At 57.6% G+C, this 16,588-nt stretch carries 11 protein-coding genes and 2 pseudogenes; 7 read left to right on the top strand and 6 right to left on the bottom strand.

The annotated features are described in order from the left end of the window. Positions 1-13 precede the first annotated feature (13 nt). From FJV83_RS33795 to FJV83_RS33780, 4 genes are all read right to left on the bottom strand, one after another. Positions 14-1,492, bottom strand: coding sequence for an NAD-dependent succinate-semialdehyde dehydrogenase (locus FJV83_RS33795; protein ID WP_063169326.1), 1,479 nt, complete (start codon positions 1,490-1,492; stop codon positions 14-16). Between the two features lie 973 nt (positions 1,493-2,465). Next, on the bottom strand, positions 2,466-3,644 hold the full coding sequence (locus FJV83_RS33790; protein WP_063169327.1) for a Xaa-Pro peptidase family protein: 1,179 nt from the start codon (positions 3,642-3,644) through the stop codon (positions 2,466-2,468). Between the two features lie 401 nt (positions 3,645-4,045). After that, the gene (locus FJV83_RS33785; protein ID WP_063169328.1) at positions 4,046-5,194 is read right to left on the bottom strand and encodes a M20 family metallopeptidase; all 1,149 of its coding nucleotides are present in this window, start codon (positions 5,192-5,194) and stop codon (positions 4,046-4,048) included. Positions 5,195-5,230: 36 nt separating this feature from the next. Next, positions 5,231-6,409, bottom strand: coding sequence for an aminotransferase class V-fold PLP-dependent enzyme (locus tag FJV83_RS33780; protein WP_063169329.1), 1,179 nt, complete (start codon positions 6,407-6,409; stop codon positions 5,231-5,233). Between the two features lie 844 nt (positions 6,410-7,253). Between FJV83_RS33780 and FJV83_RS33775 the strand changes: the two genes are divergently transcribed. The 3 genes from FJV83_RS33775 (at position 7,254) to FJV83_RS33765 (ending at position 10,831) form a co-directional block, all read left to right on the top strand. Next, the gene (locus tag FJV83_RS33775) at positions 7,254-7,721 is read left to right on the top strand and encodes an Lrp/AsnC family transcriptional regulator (protein WP_063169330.1); all 468 of its coding nucleotides are present in this window, start codon (positions 7,254-7,256) and stop codon (positions 7,719-7,721) included. A 409-nt stretch (positions 7,722-8,130) separates the two neighbouring features. Beyond that, positions 8,131-9,318: a M20 aminoacylase family protein gene (locus FJV83_RS33770; protein WP_063169331.1), complete on the top strand. Its 1,188-nt coding sequence runs from the start codon at positions 8,131-8,133 to the stop codon at positions 9,316-9,318. 79 nt (positions 9,319-9,397) lie between these two features. After that, entirely contained in the window at positions 9,398-10,831 is a 1,434-nt protein-coding gene (locus FJV83_RS33765; RefSeq protein WP_063169332.1) for an amidase, read from the top strand. Positions 10,832-11,639: 808 nt separating this feature from the next. Here the strand turns inward: FJV83_RS33765 and FJV83_RS37610 are convergent. Beyond that, complete coding sequence (locus FJV83_RS37610; RefSeq protein WP_164754281.1) at positions 11,640-11,927, bottom strand: hypothetical protein; 288 nt, start codon at positions 11,925-11,927, stop codon at positions 11,640-11,642. A gap of 20 nt (positions 11,928-11,947) precedes the next feature. On the opposite strand from FJV83_RS37610, the gene FJV83_RS33755 reads away from it, so the two are divergent. From FJV83_RS33755 to FJV83_RS33745, 3 genes and pseudogenes are all read left to right on the top strand, one after another. Further along, positions 11,948-12,277, top strand: coding sequence for an ATP-binding protein (locus FJV83_RS33755; RefSeq protein WP_272482847.1), 330 nt, complete (start codon positions 11,948-11,950; stop codon positions 12,275-12,277). 771 nt (positions 12,278-13,048) lie between these two features. After that, complete coding sequence (locus FJV83_RS33750) at positions 13,049-14,056, top strand: ATP-grasp domain-containing protein (protein ID WP_063169333.1); 1,008 nt, start codon at positions 13,049-13,051, stop codon at positions 14,054-14,056. 188 nt (positions 14,057-14,244) lie between these two features. Further along, a pseudogene (locus FJV83_RS33745) lies at positions 14,245-14,525 on the top strand (integrase core domain-containing protein); the annotation flags it as partial. A 48-nt stretch (positions 14,526-14,573) separates the two neighbouring features. Here the strand turns inward: FJV83_RS33745 and FJV83_RS37320 are convergent. After that, complete coding sequence (locus tag FJV83_RS37320) at positions 14,574-14,813, bottom strand: IS110 family transposase (protein ID WP_063169335.1); 240 nt, start codon at positions 14,811-14,813, stop codon at positions 14,574-14,576. A 209-nt stretch (positions 14,814-15,022) separates the two neighbouring features. Here FJV83_RS37320 and FJV83_RS33735 point away from each other — a divergent pair. Next, positions 15,023-16,227, top strand: a pseudogene (locus FJV83_RS33735) (IS110 family transposase). Positions 16,228-16,588 lie beyond the last annotated feature (361 nt).

Below are 16,588 nucleotides of genomic sequence, written 5' to 3'. Positions count from 1 at the left end.
TGAATGCTTCCTTTCAGGCCGCGATGTTGCCGATGCAGAGGTATTTGGGTTCGAGATATTCGATAAGACCGTGCCTTGAGCCCTCGCGACCAAGGCCGGATTGTTTCCAGCCGCCGAACGGAATGCCCGGCCCCGTAAATTTTGGAGTATTCACGGCAACCATGCCATATTCGAGCCGGTCGGAGAGCCGCATGGCTCGGTTGAGATCTTGGGTATAGACGTAGGCCGCAAGTCCCATCTCGGAATTGTTGGCTCGCGCGACCACCTCCCGTTCGTCGTCGAAGGGCAGGATTGCAGCGACAGGTCCAAACGTTTCGTCCTTCGCAATCACCATGTCATCGGTCACATTAGCAAGCACGGCCGGCGTGACGAAGTTCCCGCCAAGCGAATTGTGCTGTGCGCCTGCTACCATTCGAGCCCCGGCTGCTAGAGCCTCAGAAACCTGGTGCCTGCATTTGTCAGCACCAGACGTCTTTGTCATCGGACCGATGTCGACACCTGGCTCCAATCCGTGCCCGACCTTTAGTTTACTGGTGGCCTCGGCAAATTTTTCCGTAAAATGCTCGTAAATCTCTCGCTGCACATAAATCCGGTTTGCCGCGAGACAGTCCTGACCGGATGTCGCGAACTTGGCTGCCATGCAACCGGCGACCGCAGCGTTGATCGGCGCATCGCCGAAAAGGATGAAAGGAGCATTGCCGCCAAGTTCGAGCGAGACTTTCTTCACTGTCTTCGCGGATTGCTCGAGAAGGATTCTGCCGACCTCGGTGGAGCCCGTAAAAGAGAACGCACGCACGTGGGTATGCAACAACAGCCGTTTGGCAAGTGGCGGAGCTTCGCCCGTGATCACCTGAAACACGCCGGGCGGAATGCCAGCATCCCCGGCAAGGCGGGCAAGCGCGAGGGCCGACAGTGGCGTTTCGGGTGCCGGCTTTACAATCATTGTGCAGCCAGCGGCCAGTGCAGCTCCAGCCTTTCTGGTGATCATTGCCGCTGGGAAGTTCCATGGCGTAATGGCGACAGTCACCCCGATCGGCTGCAAATGCACGGCCAGCCTGCTTGCGGGGAGATGGCTGGGAATCGTTTCGCCGTAAGCCCGCTCCCCTTCCCCTGCAAACCAATCTAAAAAGCCGGCAGCGTATGAAACTTCGCCGCGGGCTTCAGCAATCGGTTTTCCTTGCTCGGCCGTTATGATGACAGCCAGGTCTTCGGCGCTCTCCCGCATGCCTGCCGCCCATTTCCGCAGATATGCACCACGCTGTAACGGAAGCATGTCGCGCCACTTGAGGAACGCTGCTCTTGCGCAATGGACCGCGTCGTCAACGTCGGCGTCTGCGCAAGCCGCAACTTGAGCGATCTCGTCACCGCTGGCAGGATCAAACACGGCAAGAGTATCTGATTTGGAGAGCCAGGCGCCGTTCAGATACGCATCACCACGCAAAAGGTCTGGCCGTTTGAGCCTGCGTAATGCCGTGATTGACGTACCCCTCATCTAAGACTCCAATGGTATGCTGATGCCTTTAGGTTATTGCTGCCACAGCGCCGATCGGCAGCGCAGTTGATGCCCCTTTAGCTGCATTCCTGCAAACAGCAGCCAATTCGCGTAGAATTGGACACGGCTCACAACTTCACTTGCCAGGAGGCTTAGCGACCGCGAGCGAAGGTCGCGCTGGTCGCCGGCGGCGCGGAAAGTAGTTGGTTCCAGCGCCGATCTCCCGATCCCGAGTTCCCGATCTGGCCTCGTGGCATTAAGTTCTCGACCGACACCGATCAGGCGCACTGACGCAGGCGCAACCGCCTCGAATCTTAGACGGAACTCGCCGCAAGGCTACTTTCGTCCGGCACTGTGCAGGGTGACCGCGACCGCTTCAGACACGATGGCATCGCGGACGACTTCATTCGGAAGGAGGTCTTGGGGTCCCGAAATTGAGGTCCCCGCGATAACCCAGACATTCACTTGGTGAAGTGGTGAAGTCGCACGAAACAGCAGAAAAGGATGAAGCGAGCCCCGGGCAAAAGGCGAGCTTCGCTGCCGAGCCATCTATCGGGAACAACGTGTGCTGATGTCGCGACGTGTTGCACGGACGGGGCGGACCATACTCGCGTTCCCACCGGCGCGCAGGGTTGGCAAGAGCCCGCTTCAGGCGCGCGTAAACTCGTCCTCAATGCTCCTCAAAAGCTAAGTCCTCTTGCGTCATCCGCGCATTTGTAGAATGGGGCAACGTTCACGCCGCGCTCGCGTCACAGGTGGCTCATTTCGGCCTACGGATCTTAATCTCCGCTGATGCAGAGAACTCATGTGCTAGGCGAGATTCTCCTGTCCCAGAGGTTGGGCATGCCGCACCTCTCAGACAGCGCCGTCCTTAAGCTAGATCCGTTCATCCGCTCGCCGCAGAAACAAATTTCAACCGGCTTCGAACGGACCCAGTGAGATCGCAAAACGATTTGGGTCACATCCAAATCACCTAGTCCACGACGATCAAGCGGCGATCAACATCTGCCAATCGCTCACCGCCCCTTTCGGTTACAATAAATGATTCAGAGATGGCGGCGCCGAACCCTTCGAGCCTAACCCCCGACTGAAAATGGAAGCACATTCCTGGTTGTAGGATGGTCTTGTCGCCCGCGCGAATACTAACCGTGCGTTCGCCCCATTCCGGCGGGAAGTTGAGTCCGATTGAATAGCCGGAGCGGCCTATCTTGATATACCCGTTCCGCTTGAGGATATCTTGCCACACCGCATTAAGCTCCTCAACGACGGTACCAGGCTTTGCCATCTCGAGCACAGCATCCCCGCCTTCCACTATAACCTCAGCAAGACGCGAGACCTCTGCGGGTGGCTTTCCGATGTGGACGGTGCGGCACAGCGGCGCACAGTAGCGGCGTCGGGTGGCGCCGAACTCCATGAGAACCAGGCCAGAGGTCGGCAAGGGCTCCTCGGTCCAACTGAGGTGCGGAGCGTTCGTTTGTTCGCTAGTCTGGATAAGAGGAGGACCGCTAGAGTCGCCATATTTACCGTCCACCCCTCGTGTCTGGGCCCGGTACACCTCCGCGACGACCTCATGTTGCGGCACTCCAGGCCTTAGGTTAGCGATTGCCGTCTGCATCGTATGCGTTGCAAGGTGGCCCGCTTCTCTCATGTAGACTAGTTCAAGGTCAGATTTTATAAGCCGTGCCCAATTGACTAATTCGCGGCTATCAGAGAATTTTGCATTCGGAAGGCCTTTGACGAGATGTTGATGTGCTCGGGCAGTATAGAAGTGGGCGTTAAGCTCGACACCGATTCGATCAGATCCCCAGCCGCGCGAATTGATAAGCTCGCAAAGATCGTCAAATGGATGTAATTCTGGATGTTGAAGTCTATGATCGGAAAATGAGCTTATATTTTCTCTAGGCAGATCCGTCGTTATATAAGCGGAATTTACATCGACGAAACGTCCGAACCAGAGGGGCATGTCCGACTGGAGATGCACTAAGACCACCTGAGGCACGTAGAACGAATAGCCGTCAAAGCCGGTAAGCCAATACATATTCGCGGGATCCTGGCAGATCAGCAAGTCCAGCCCCGCTCGCTCCATCCGCTGCTTCACGTCATGAACACGACGCCGAAACTCCTCGGGCGGAAATGGCTTCTCATATTTCATCTCGTCGAGTCCTTCAAAACAGGCATTCCTCGAACGGATCAGGCATTCGTCCTGTCCGCATACTTTCTCTTCGTATCACGTCACAAGAGGCTGTTTTCCCCGAGGATTTCTTCTTGTCGCGGAAAATCTGCATTTCCTAGGCACTTGCCGTACGTTATCCGCATATGAGCGCCAAATTTTCGGTGGCTCTGCGTCTCCGGTGGAAGATCATGCCCTCCCTATGGTGAAGACGCACTCTGCCTGTCGCAACAGAATTTCAAGCACGGGCGGCAAGATCTACGTGGGAAGCGCCGACGAGACCAGCGAAGATCGGGACGTTGCGGCCGCCACGCTCATGCAGCATCCGGGGCGTCCGCGGCCCAATGGACGGGGTTTGAGCACCCCCATCAGGCCGGCCACTCCTAATATGTGAGCATGATTCTCTGGTACAAATCAGCAGCCTTGGTCAGTTGATCGATTTCAACGAACTCGTTGTTCGTATGGGCTTGGGCAGTACGCCCGGGTCCGATAATCACACACGGGATCCCAGCCAATGACAGCTGATTTGCATCCGAGCCGCCGGTGGCTCCCTTCTGCTCTCCGGTCCCCGCGACGTGGGCACAAGCCGCTCCTGCGACTGCTGCAATTTTGCTCGACCCGGAACTGATTGGAGGCGGGTCTTCCAATGCGGGAAGCAATGACCGAACATTGATCTTGTCTTCGCCCTGGCGAAGGCCTTCCAGTATGCTTTCTACCTCCGCCAACGCGTCCTGCGGCCGCTCCCCGGGTATGAGACGCCGATCGACCCAGATACGGCATACCGGCGGTACAGTGGTAAGTTCCAAACCTCCTTCGATGAGGCTCACGGTCAGCTGTGATGACCCTACCAATGGGTGCTGCGCCCGAGACACAAGGGATCGATGGTGCTCATCAAGTGCCAATACCACCTTGGCCATGCCCGTGATCGCGTTCACTCCGAGATGAGGCTTCGACGTATGAGCCGGTACACCCTGAACCTCGATTTGCCAGCGGACAGAACCCATGTGAGCTACAACGAGCTCTAATTCGGTGGGTTCACCGACTACCGCACCCTCATAAGCGACACCGGAATCGGCTATAGCGCGGGCGCCAAGTTTGCGGTACTCTTCGTCAATGCTGGCTGCCACAACAACCGTGGCCCGGGGCTGCCGTTCACCAAGTGAGCTAAGCGCAATCAACATAGCTGCAAGTGAGCCTTTTGTGTCGCAGCTACCTCGCCCATATATTCGCCCGTCCCGTTGCTCACCCGAGAATGGATCTGATTCCCACCTATCGATAGGAACGGTATCCATATGAGCAATGAATAGAATACGCCTATCGGGTTCTTTCCCAGGTACCCAGGTCAGGAAATTCGAGCGACCATCGGCCACCTCCTGTATCCCGTAAGCCAGCTTCCGCTCCTTGCAAAAACCCTCGAGGAACTTGGCTACACCTTGCTCTCCACTACCTTTTGGCGACAGCGATGGATTGATGCTCTCGATCTTTATAAGATCTTGGAGAAGTCCGATAGTCTCGGCGCTCTGGGTCGACATGTACTCTCCTGTGTGCATGAACTAGCCGTGTCGCTCTTACTTCGACCAGCTCTTGGCCAGATTGATTACGCGATCGACTTCATCGGCGGTGTTGTAAAGATGCAGGGAAAACCGGAGCATGCCTCTGCGTATTGAGACGATTACCCCGTTCTTCGTGAAATGCTCGTGAAGCGACCGAATGCGGGCGTCGACTGGGCGCCCTTCAACAAGATCGCTGGAATCGCCAACGGCTACGATACTTCCAGTGTGAGCGCCTGGTGGCCCGCCGCAGACCGGAAGCCCGATATCTAAGAGACCAGTGGCCATACGTTTTGCGAGTGAGGTAACGCTCTGGTCGATCGCCTCGGTTCCGATATCAAGTAGCTGGCCCATTGATGCATATGCAGCCAACATGCCAGGGAAGTTGTAATGCCCGATATCAAAGCGGGGCGCGCCAGAGCGCAACTTTACAAAACTAGGTACCGGAGCTGATTCTGGCGCGTTTCCGAAATCTACGCTGAAGCGCGCAAGATAGGCCGGGCTCAGCCGATCGGCCCATTCTTTACGGCAATATAAAAAACCCGATCCATAAAGACCCATCAAACCCTTCACAGTGGACACTGCTACACCGTCTACGCCAAGTCGATTGACGTCGGTGTGGAGTATCCCAACAGATTGCGTCGCGTCCGCCAAAAGAAATGCACCGTAGTGCCTACAGGCTTCGGATATCTGCTCCATGACGGTCCGAAACCCCGGAACCATCGTCACCGTCGCCAAGGCAACAACGCGGGTATGAGAATCAATCGCCTTTACGAATGCATCAGGGGGAATTGAGCCGTTATCCGGCTCTACGACTCGCAACTCGACATTGTAGCGGTCTCTGATCTGAATCCATGGCAAGATATTATTTGCGTGTTCCAATTTTGGGCATAGAACGACGTTGTCTCCATCTCTCCAATCGATCGCATTAGCGATGATGTTGATGCCTTCCGATGCATTCTTGGTAATTGCAATTTCATCGTGATCTGAATTGATAAATTGTGCGAACCTAGCGCGAGTACGCTCGACGTGTTCGAGCATTCTTTCTTCGTCGTTTAGGCCATGCAGCCGATTGTTCAAATGAGGCTCGATTGAAGCCAATGTTGTGCTTGATATGAGGCCCTGGTTCGCGACATCCATGTAGATGGCGTTTGCTGTGGCTGGAAACTCCTTTCGGAGGATGTCCAAGGGAAGCATATGGCTTTCTCTCCTGGGAGTGCGGACGGCGGTTGAGCTACCTTGTTCAGGCGATCGTTCCGGCAAGGGTAAGAATGCCGCCAGACTGGTCTGCGCTGACCTGCCCATTTTACACGGTGCTCGTGCCGACTTTGGTCTAACATTCGGTCTCCCACGCCGCATTCCTGCGCCAAACCGCGATTCACGCAGAGATCGCGAGCCATTCTCGCGGATCACTGAAGCGTCTCGACGGAATGCAGCTGCAACAACTGCCTCACGAGAGATCAATTTGGGTAATTCTCAGACCGCGGATAGGGCTTCTTACCAGTGCTTGGAGCGACGTTAGCCTGACTGAGCCGACGACCTTCTCCTCCAGCCCCACACCCATGCGGATCATAGTTCACTCGCGGCCGACGCGCGAGGGCCGTAAGGCATCCGAAAGCCGGGGCCGGTTCATAGCCTGACTCTCATGGTCTCCGATTTATGCTGCAACGCCGACACCCTTGGTGATGTCGCTCCCTAACACGCTTGCCTCGAACTGATGCGAGCGTGCTGCAACTCATGTTTTCTGCGCCTGAGCAACGAGATCGGTAGGATCTTTTCGACCGGGGATCGCCCCCACCCGATCGAATCTGCCGTTCTTGCGCTGGCCCGCAACTGCTCACCAGCAACGCCCATCGATTCAGCGGCACCCCTCAGATAGTTATACTATGCCGGTATTGTGCGCAGATGGCGAAAGAAACGCCGATTTTCTGCGACTTGGACCGACTTTAGCGCCGAGAGGGCGTTTGGCACTTGCTACATTTTGGACGTACGGACTGGCGGCCTTGGCATTGGCCGATATCATCATGAGCAGAGATTGTGAATGGATCTGGATCGAATTGACCGGAAGATTCTCAACGTCGTGCAGCGCAACAATCGCCTTACGACAGAGGAATTGGGCGAACTTGCCGGACTATCGGCTACCGCTTGTCAGCGGAGATTAAAGCGACTTCGAGACGCTGGCGTCATCGAAGCGGACGTTGCCATAGTTTCACCGGAAGCCGTCGGTCGGCCCCTGCTCCTGCTGGTATCCATCACTCTCGAGCGCGATCGCGCCGATATCATCGATCGTTTCAAGCAGGCAATTCGGCGGACGCCTGAGATCATGAACGCTTACTACGTTACGGGTGAAGCGGATTTTATTATTACGGTCTCTGCTCAGGACATGGCCGAGTACGAGGCGTTTACCCGTCGTTTTTTTTACGAACATCTTGAAGTAAAGGGGTTCAAGACAATCGTTGTAATGGATCGGATCAAGGCGTCGTTTGCTCTGCCAATTGCTGAAGAGTAGCCTTCAAAAGAGCCCGCCCAGGCAACCACCACGCGCCTTCCGCGGGTCGCAGTTGTCCCGCACTTCTGAATGTCGGCTGTCCTATTTTGAATGGTCCCGCATATATACCAGGGCACCTCCTCTCAGCCTGCAGGTGTTATGCGCCAATGACCAAAAAACGATGATATTCTGCGGGACCAAGGCGCCCTTCGCGCAACCAAGCTCTTTGGCACTTGCTACATTCTGGGCGGAGCGGAATTCAGGATTGTCGGTCCCCGGCTAATTGGAGCGGCTTCAGTCGGCGGAATAGCTGGGGTGCCTACGTCGCACAGAGGATGCTGTGCTCCCGGCAGCGCGGAAACGGGTCTCCCGGCTCTCGCAAGGACAAAGCGTGAAATTCGCCTGCAACCGGCAAGAAAGGAAAGTCCCCGTGGCAATTCTCAATAGCGTCGCAGAGTTTCTCCCCGAGATAGTGGCTTGGCGCCGGGACATCCATGCACATCCCGAACTGGGCTTCGACATCCCCCGTACTTCGGCATTTGTCGCCGAGCGCCTGCGCGAATTCGGCTGCGACGCCGTCGCGACCGGCATCGGCAAAACCGGCGTCGTTGGCGTCATCAAGGGCAACGGCGTCGTGAGCGACGGTAACCCAAAGGTTATCGGATTGCGCGCTGACATGGATGCGCTGCCGATCAACGAAGCGACCGATCTGCCCTATGCGTCCAAGAACAAGGGCTTGATGCATGCGTGTGGGCATGACGGCCACACCGCGATGCTGTTGGGTGCCGCGCGCTATCTTGCCGATACTCGGAATTTCGCTGGAACGGCGGTCATGATCTTCCAACCTGCCGAGGAGATCGGTACCGGCGCCGTTGCCATGCTAGATGACGGTTTGATGGAGCGGTTCGGCATCGAGCACATCTACGGAATGCACAATCGTCCGGGCTTGCCGGTAGGTGTCTTCGGAATCCGGCAAGGTCCAGTGATGGCGGCAACTGATAGCATAGAAATTAGCATTGAAGGGCGAGGGGGGCACCCTGGAAGGCCTCATGAATGCATCGATCCGATTCTGGTCGGCGCTCAGCTTGTGACGGCCCTGCAGCATATCCTGGCTCAGAACATTGACCCTGTCGACTCGGCAGGAATTTCGTTCCACCAGTTCCAGTCCGGGCAGAGACTAGTCCCCGTCGTTCCGCAAACAGCGGAGTTGGTGGGCACCATGCGGACGCTAAAGCCGGAGGTGCGCAAGTTCGTGAAGGAGCGGGTGGGCGAAGTGGTCGCCGGCATCGCCCAGATAACCGGCGCGAAGATAGATATTAAATTTCAGAGCTTCGACGCAATTCTCTTCAATGAGGTCCAGCAGACCGACCTTGCGAGAAGCGCGGCCAAGGGCGTGGCCGGTGAAAACAATGTGCTCGAGACGCCACCGGTAATGGGGGGGGAAGATTTCTCCTTCCTGGCGCAGGCGCGGCCGGGTGCTTTCGTCTGGTGCGGGAACGGTGACAGCGCCGGCCTGCATCACCCTGCCTACAATTTCAACGACGAGGCGATTCCTTATGGAACATCGTACTGGATCAAGCTCGTAGAGAACACGTTGGGATCCCGTCCGACGTCTTGATGATCGGTCTGACAAGGGCCGCAGAACGAATGAATAACTGCCGTCTTATGCCAGGCTTGAATGTAGCGGACCTCGTAAAATGAAAACTCGTTCATCCGTGCCAACATCTCTTGAGGGTCTGTCGGCGTGCGAATGCCTGGAACTCTACCGAAGGCGGCAGCTCTCGCCTGTTGAAGTCGTCGATGACTGTCTCAGCCGCATCGACGCCAACAACCCGGCGCTGAACGCATTTTGCCTCGTCGACCACGAAGGGGCCAGGTCTGCTGCCCGGGCCTCGGAGGGTCGATGGATGAAGGGGGAACCAGCCGGAGTACTAGATGGCATTCCGGCCACCATCAAAGACCTCACCTTGACACGAGGCTGGCCGACAAGACGTGGCTCATTGTCCGGCAGCACCGAGGGACCCTGGACTGAAGACGCCCCTGTTCCAGCCCGTATCCGTGAGACCGGTGGCGTTATCCTGGGCAAGACAACCACTCCAGAATTTGGCTGGAAAGGGGTAACAGACAGCCCGGTCTACGGGATCACCCGCAATCCCTGGAATCCTGACCTGACACCAGGCGGGTCGTCGGGAGGGGCGGCAGTTGCGGCTGCGCTCAACCTTGGCTTTCTTCATCAGGGTAGCGACGGCGGGGGATCAATCCGGATACCGGCGAGCTTCACGGGGACCTTCGGCTTCAAGCCAACCTTCGGCATCGTTCCGCAATGGCCAGCTAGCGCCATGACAACGCTGTCTCATTTGGGGCCGGTGACCCGCACCGTTGCGGATGCGATCCTGATGATGAATGTGATTGCACGAAAGGACGCTCGCGATGGCTATGCGGGTCCGGCGTACCTAGGTCTCGACCCCGATCCAGCAAAGACCACCATCAGGGGCCTGCGGATCGGCTACAGTCGGAACCTCGGCTATGTCAAGGTGGCGCGAGATATCCAAAACGTTACCGATAATGCGATCGACCAGCTTCGAGCTCTTGGGGCCGAGGTGGCCGAAGTCAATCCGGGATTTGCGGATCCGGTGGAGGTGTTTTCTACATTCTGGTTCGCTGGCGCCGCCCGTATTGTGTCACGAATGAACAAACAGCAAAGACAATTACTAGATCCTGGCTTTCTGGAAGGTGCCGAACGCGGGCTGAAGATCACCCTTACCGAATTTCAGGAAGCTGAGGCGATGCGGTTCGAGCTCTCCGCTCTGATGGCGAAGTTCCACGAAAATTACGATCTCTTGGTCACACCGACGATGCCTATCGCGCCGTTCCCCGTCGGGCGAAATGTGCCGGATGATAGTTACAAGGGGTGGGTGGACTGGACGCCCTTCACCTACCCTTTCAACTTGACCCAGCAACCAGCAGCATCGATTCCATCGGGCCTGGATGATCAAGGGCTGCCCGTCGGGCTACAACTGGTCGGCGCGCGCTATTCCGACACCTCCGTCCTAGCCGCGGCATATACGATCGAAAGTCGCCTGGGGCTTCCTTCTTTCGCGAGGAGCAGATTCCACGCTGCCACCCCTTAAAACTTGAGACTGCCGCGCTCAAGCACCTGACGGCCTCCAAGCGGTCAAGCCACGGACGCGAATGTCATTCGATAAAGGGGCGCGGCGTCATAGATGGGCAGTCCTGTCCTACGACGGATTGCTGACGTCACCATCGGGGACAATGTACATTCAAATAGGAGTGCGTCAATCTTGGGATGTGCGGCGCGAAGTCGCGACACAGACTGCAACCCGGGGACTCCATTTCGGTAACACTAGCCGGCCGCGTATTACCTTCGATGCCGCCGATGGCTACTCTTGCCCCTGCGGATGAATCCATGCCCAGCAGCTCTTCGCCGCAGTGTCTTGAGTCTGCGGCCAGACGGCGAGCTTTGCGCCGGCCGGAAGCTGCCGGAGGAGCGTGGGCGCCAGTAGCAGGCTCGACATGGCCACGGGAAGTTTGACAGACGTGGCCAGTGCAGCCTGGCACCAGATACTGAAGCCGCAGTCCCTGGTTATCGCGACGGCTCCGCGCTCAACCAACCGCCTGGCAGCTGCAATGTAGGCCGGCTCGAGAGAGGCATCGCCAGGACTGACCCTCTCCGCCAAAGCCCCGGCCGCGGTCTCTATTATAATTGGGAAGTCGAAGTTGCCGGGTTGAAGACCGACCCCGATGCGGTGGCGGAAATTCACCAGGGCGCAAGTCCGATCTCCAGCCTGTGATTTTTGCAACACTGGCCATCCAATGAGGATCCAACTGCCGTCTGATCGTGACAATTCAGCTGCGTCAAATGCCTTTGCCGCCAAGATGGCGCGTATCGTCAGGTTGTGCTGACCAAGCTGGGACGCTCTACGAGCGCAGGAATCCTGCATTCGCCTGACGCTTCCGGCTCGGTTGCAAGGCTCGGGAATAGTAATGACGAAACAGTGGATCAGCACGCCGTAAGCCCAGTGCAAAAAATGCGGGCTTCGTGCCGAACCTTTTTTTGGAACGGCGGGCGCGGATCTCATCATTGAGATTACCGGAAAGCCTGTCCGGACTTTTCCGAAGCCGCACTGTTATCCTGTTCGAGAGCGACGCATCGATGGTTCCTTTCCCCGCCTCATCGACAAGCTCACCCGTGTCCACTTGGCTCATCCACGACGACTTCGGCAACCATGCTCTCTCCGATCAGCAGCGCTTCCACCTCTTCGAAAATCGTCGAGGAGCGCTATCAGAGAAAATCCACCCTGATCACCGCCCAGGTCCCCGTGGCAAGCTGGCACGACCTTATTAACGACAGCACGGTCGCCGACGCTATACACGACCGCTCGTGCACAATGCACACCGCATCGCCCTTCAGGGCGAGAGCATCCGAAGAAAAAAGCCTCGGCCCTCTTGACCGACTCCGAGAACACCGAAATCAATCAGCCCTACAGCAACCAGGCTGCCGAGGACCAACCTCGACGAACTGTCGGACTTTTGTGAAAACGCTGTCCGGGAATTAGCGGAATCGCTGTCCAGCTTTTGAAGCGCGCAATAACACTATGGCCGTCATCGAAATGAGCAAGGCGAAGTGCTGATTGCCGCGTTTGTTCCGGGATTAAGCGCCAGCCTCTCAAGAAGATTTATGCCGACTCGCCATCATTGTTGAAACTGCTGCAGCGCTCGCACGTTGAAGCCGGCCAGGCCGGGCATACGATTATGCGGATCGCCTTCGCCCAACTTCAATTCTGGACGCCAGGGCTCGATGTAAGGGACCGGCGAGCGTCAAAAGACTGCGGATGGGTCGCCGCTCGTCCCCTGGGATACGATCTCTGTCGGATTTTGTCGCGCCTGCGACATAGTGGTTGTGCGGGCCAGTTTAGTACCTGATATGACCGTAAGTTTGATATCAAACTCAAAGCACTGGCCGACGTGCATTTTGCGAGGTTGGCACGGTTTTTGAAGCGATCATTTCGCGTCGGAGCGCTCTCATCCGCCGGTTATCATCTGTTTTGGCATAAACCCTGCATAAGGCTTTATTGATGGTACCGCAACCCAACTCGCCGTCTTTCGAGCTACTTGGGCAAAAAGAGCACCGCCAGCGGAAAGGGTCGGGAACCGGAGAGGGAACCGGGTGGTGGACCTATGTTTGTGGAGGGGGTTGTGAAAAGGGTCAGCCATGGTGCTTCGAGCCTCTTGTACTCGTGCAGGTCGTCAATGTTGATATAGCGGTTGGCCTCCATCCAGTTTTCATTGGTTTCGTGACAGCAGACAAACGTCAAAGGAGATAGCTCATGCGAGTAGCCATCGTAACGAACAGTGATTTCAACGGTGTGATTAACCGGTTCGGTCAGCCTTGTCCGCAGCCGCCGCAGCCTTGGCCGCATAGCGGCACGTTGGAAGATGTGGTGGCGGCACTTCAAGAGGGCGGCCACGAGACGGTAGTGTGTGAAGGCGATAAAGGACTGCTCGCCAGTCTCGAGCGGTTCATGCCACCTGATCCGCAAGGTCGCCCCTCGGGAATGGTCTTCAACTTGGCGGAGGGAATTCAGGGCGAAAAGCGTTACACTCATGTTCCTGCCATGCTTGAGATGGCCGGTGTTCCATACACTGGATGTAGCCCCTTCGGGATTGGGCTGACGGGAGACAAAGTCATTACCAAAATGCTCATCCGCGATCAGGGCGTGCCGACTCCGAACTTTCGCGTGATGCGTCGCGGCACCGAGAACACCGGCGACCTGAGATTCCCAGTGGTAGTGAAGCCGCGGGAGGAGGACTGCAGCTTCGGATTGCAGATCATACATGAACACTCTAAGTTGCGGCAGGCCGTCGAAGTGATCGTCACGCAGCATGCTCAGGATGCGCTAGTGGAGGAATACATCGAGGGGCGGGAAATCTGCGTTGCGTTGCTCGGAAACGGGGAGCCCGAAGTTTTGCCTCTAGTGGAGCAGGACTTCGGTGACCGCGAAACGCGTGTTATGAATTGGGATGCGAAGTACGTGGCGGCCGCAGCGGTGCCCAAGATTTGCCCGGCGAAAATCGAGAGCGGGCTTGAGACGATGTTACGGGATATTTCGGTTGCGACCTTCCGTGCCTGCCACTGCCGGGACTATGCCCGCGTCGATTTCCGGATCGATCGCTCAGGCCAACCGTTTGTCCTAGAGATGAACTCGGTGCCGGCCCTTGGTATACACTCCAGTTATGGCACAGCTGCAACGGCCGGCGGACACAGCTTCGTAAGCTTGATCAATCGCATCCTCAATGTCGCCCACACCCGCTATTTCGGAATCGGCGTCTCATAGTGGATTGATCGGATCAAAAGAGTCCGATTTCGGGATTCCGTTTTGCGGTTTGGCGTGCGAGTTAGATGCATGCGCAATAGCATCCCCCTTCACCGTTTTGGCCAGCGACCGTCAGCGCCTGCAAGCGCTCGTCGCGGCGCCAGGAAGCCCGCAAGCACGTTCGGGGGCCGCATCGTCGCGCTGTGCTTCGAACCACGAAGCCAAAGCATACTTGGACCACCGGCTAGGTCGAGCGAATGAACCGCACCATCAAGGACGCGACGGGCAAGCGTTTCCACTACGACGATCATGACCAACTGCGTCGGCATCTTGCCGACTTTGTTGCGGCCTACAAATTTCGGCCGCAGGCTGAAGGCCCTCAAAGGTCTCACCCTACGAGTTCATCTGCAAGGCATGGGCTTCCCAGCCCGAGCGCTTCACTCTCAATCCGCTCCACCAAATGCCTGGACTTGTCTATTCGGCGTGTTGAAGTCAATCCCATTCAAGCTTCCTAGGCTGACCTGCCGACGCGATTATCCTAGCCTGATTGATGTAACCGCGGCGTCAAACCGAGATACGGCCCCACGTCCTTCGAATTCCTGAAGGGGGCAGGAATATCGACCGTGGCGTTGAAACCCAGTGCAACGATAGGGCCGACGCCCAGCACGGTCATCAACCGCCTGCAAACCGTGTCACCCCTCACGATCGACAACAGTCTTTCGTGTAGCACCGTGAACTGCTCGCAAAGTTTCCGACGGGCGGTGAGCAACGTCTCCATGATGTCTCGAGTTCCGGAATGTCACCGGAAGGGTCCCGGATGCGATCCGCGAATTTGCCGGCCGTCGACAATGCCAACTTTGAGACCGAAGTTACGAAACAGGCCACGGATGTCGTTCTCGATGGCGATGGCCTTTTCCTGAAGCGACTTGAGGGCCGTCAGCAGCGCCCGGCGATTCTGGGTCGTCAGCGTCTTGACAGTAAGACCGTATGTCCGCCTCTGCCGATGAGGTGGCTCGCCCTACACTGCGCGTCCGAGGGTTGCTCGGACGGGCCGAGCCGATCCTCACCACAGGAGGACGAGCCGTGGCGGATTATAGAGAAGCATTTGTCGGAATCGATGTTGCGAAGCTTAAGAACGCTATTGCGATTGCGGAGGCAGGCCGGGAAGGAGAGGTTCGGTTCTTCGGTGAGGTCGACGCGTCGGCGACCAGCATGCGGCGGGTCATAGGCCGGATCGCCAGCCGCTTTGATTACGTGCATTTCTGCTATGAGGCTGGGCCGACCGGGTACGGCCTTTATCGCCTGATCCGGTCGCTCGGGCACGAGTGCACCGTGGTTGCACCATCATTGATACCAAGGAAGCCCGGCGATCGGGTGAAGACGAACCGTCGAGACGCCATTTCCCTTGCCCGACTATTGCGCGCCGGCGAGCTGACCGCGGTGTGGGTTCCCGATGAAGGGCACGAGTCCATACGGGATCTTGTTCGCGCGCGGGCGGGCGCGGTCGAGACGCTGCGGGTCCATCGCCAGCAGGTGAGCGCATTCATGCTCAAGCACGGCCGTAGCTATCCGCGAAAGAAGAGCTGGACGATGCGCTATCTACGCTGGCTTCAGGAACAAGGTTCGATCATCCCGCGCATCAGATCGCACTCCAGGAGATGGTCGAGGCGGTGCGCGTCTCGAAAGAGCGGGTCGAGCGGCTGGAGCGTGTGATCGAAGAGTTCGTCCCGGCCTGGTCGCTGGCACCGATCGTGTGGGCGCTTCAGACATTGCGTGGGGTAGACCTAATTGTCGCCGTGACGTTCGTCACCGAAGTCGGCGACGCCAGCCGGTTCGAAAGCCCACGCCAGCTCATGGGATATCTCGGTCGGGTCCCCGGCGAGCGCTCAACCGGGGAGACAGTCCGGCGCGGCGGCATCACAAAGGCAGGCAACGGTCGGGTTCGCCACATGTTGGTCGAGAGCGCCTGGACCTATCGACATCCGCCCAAGGTCGGGAAGGCGAAGCTATACCGGTTGGAGCAGGCGTCACCGAAGGTGCGTGAGATCGCCTGGAAGGCGCAGTCCCGCCTGACAGCCCGCTACCGCATGCTGAGCGCTCGGGGCAAACGGACAACGGTCGTCTGCACCGCGATCGCCCGTGAACTGGTCGGCTTTATGTGGGCAGTCGCAAGGGAGGCGCGCGTCACCTGATCGCTCGCCGCGATGGCGCACATATCGCGCATGGGCGGAGGCGGGACCACGGCAGGGGAATGCCCGTCAGACGCTTTGTGGCCGGCAAATCGACCGACGCCCGCAGTAAGATAGGAACAGCCCCGGACGCACAATCGGGAATGCGGTAGCCAACCCGCGCATCAGAGCTTGATCACCGACGTCCTTCAGTTCCGCCTCCCCACCCATGCGCGATCATCAGAATGAGCAGCCGTTCCTCGGATCGGGCGACCTCATGCGTTCCAAACCTTGACAGCGGACATCAGAGCGGTGTTTCCGGACCACCTTTCGGGAGTGGTCGCGATCTGTGAGGTTGCCGATCCTGTATTGGGATCGGAGATCG

Source organism: Mesorhizobium sp. WSM4307 (assembly GCF_007003945.1).
In the GTDB taxonomy this organism is placed as follows: domain Bacteria; phylum Pseudomonadota; class Alphaproteobacteria; order Rhizobiales; family Rhizobiaceae; genus Mesorhizobium.
The sequence above is the reverse complement of the archived record's forward strand: the minus strand, read 5'-3'. Positions and strand labels throughout refer to the sequence as shown.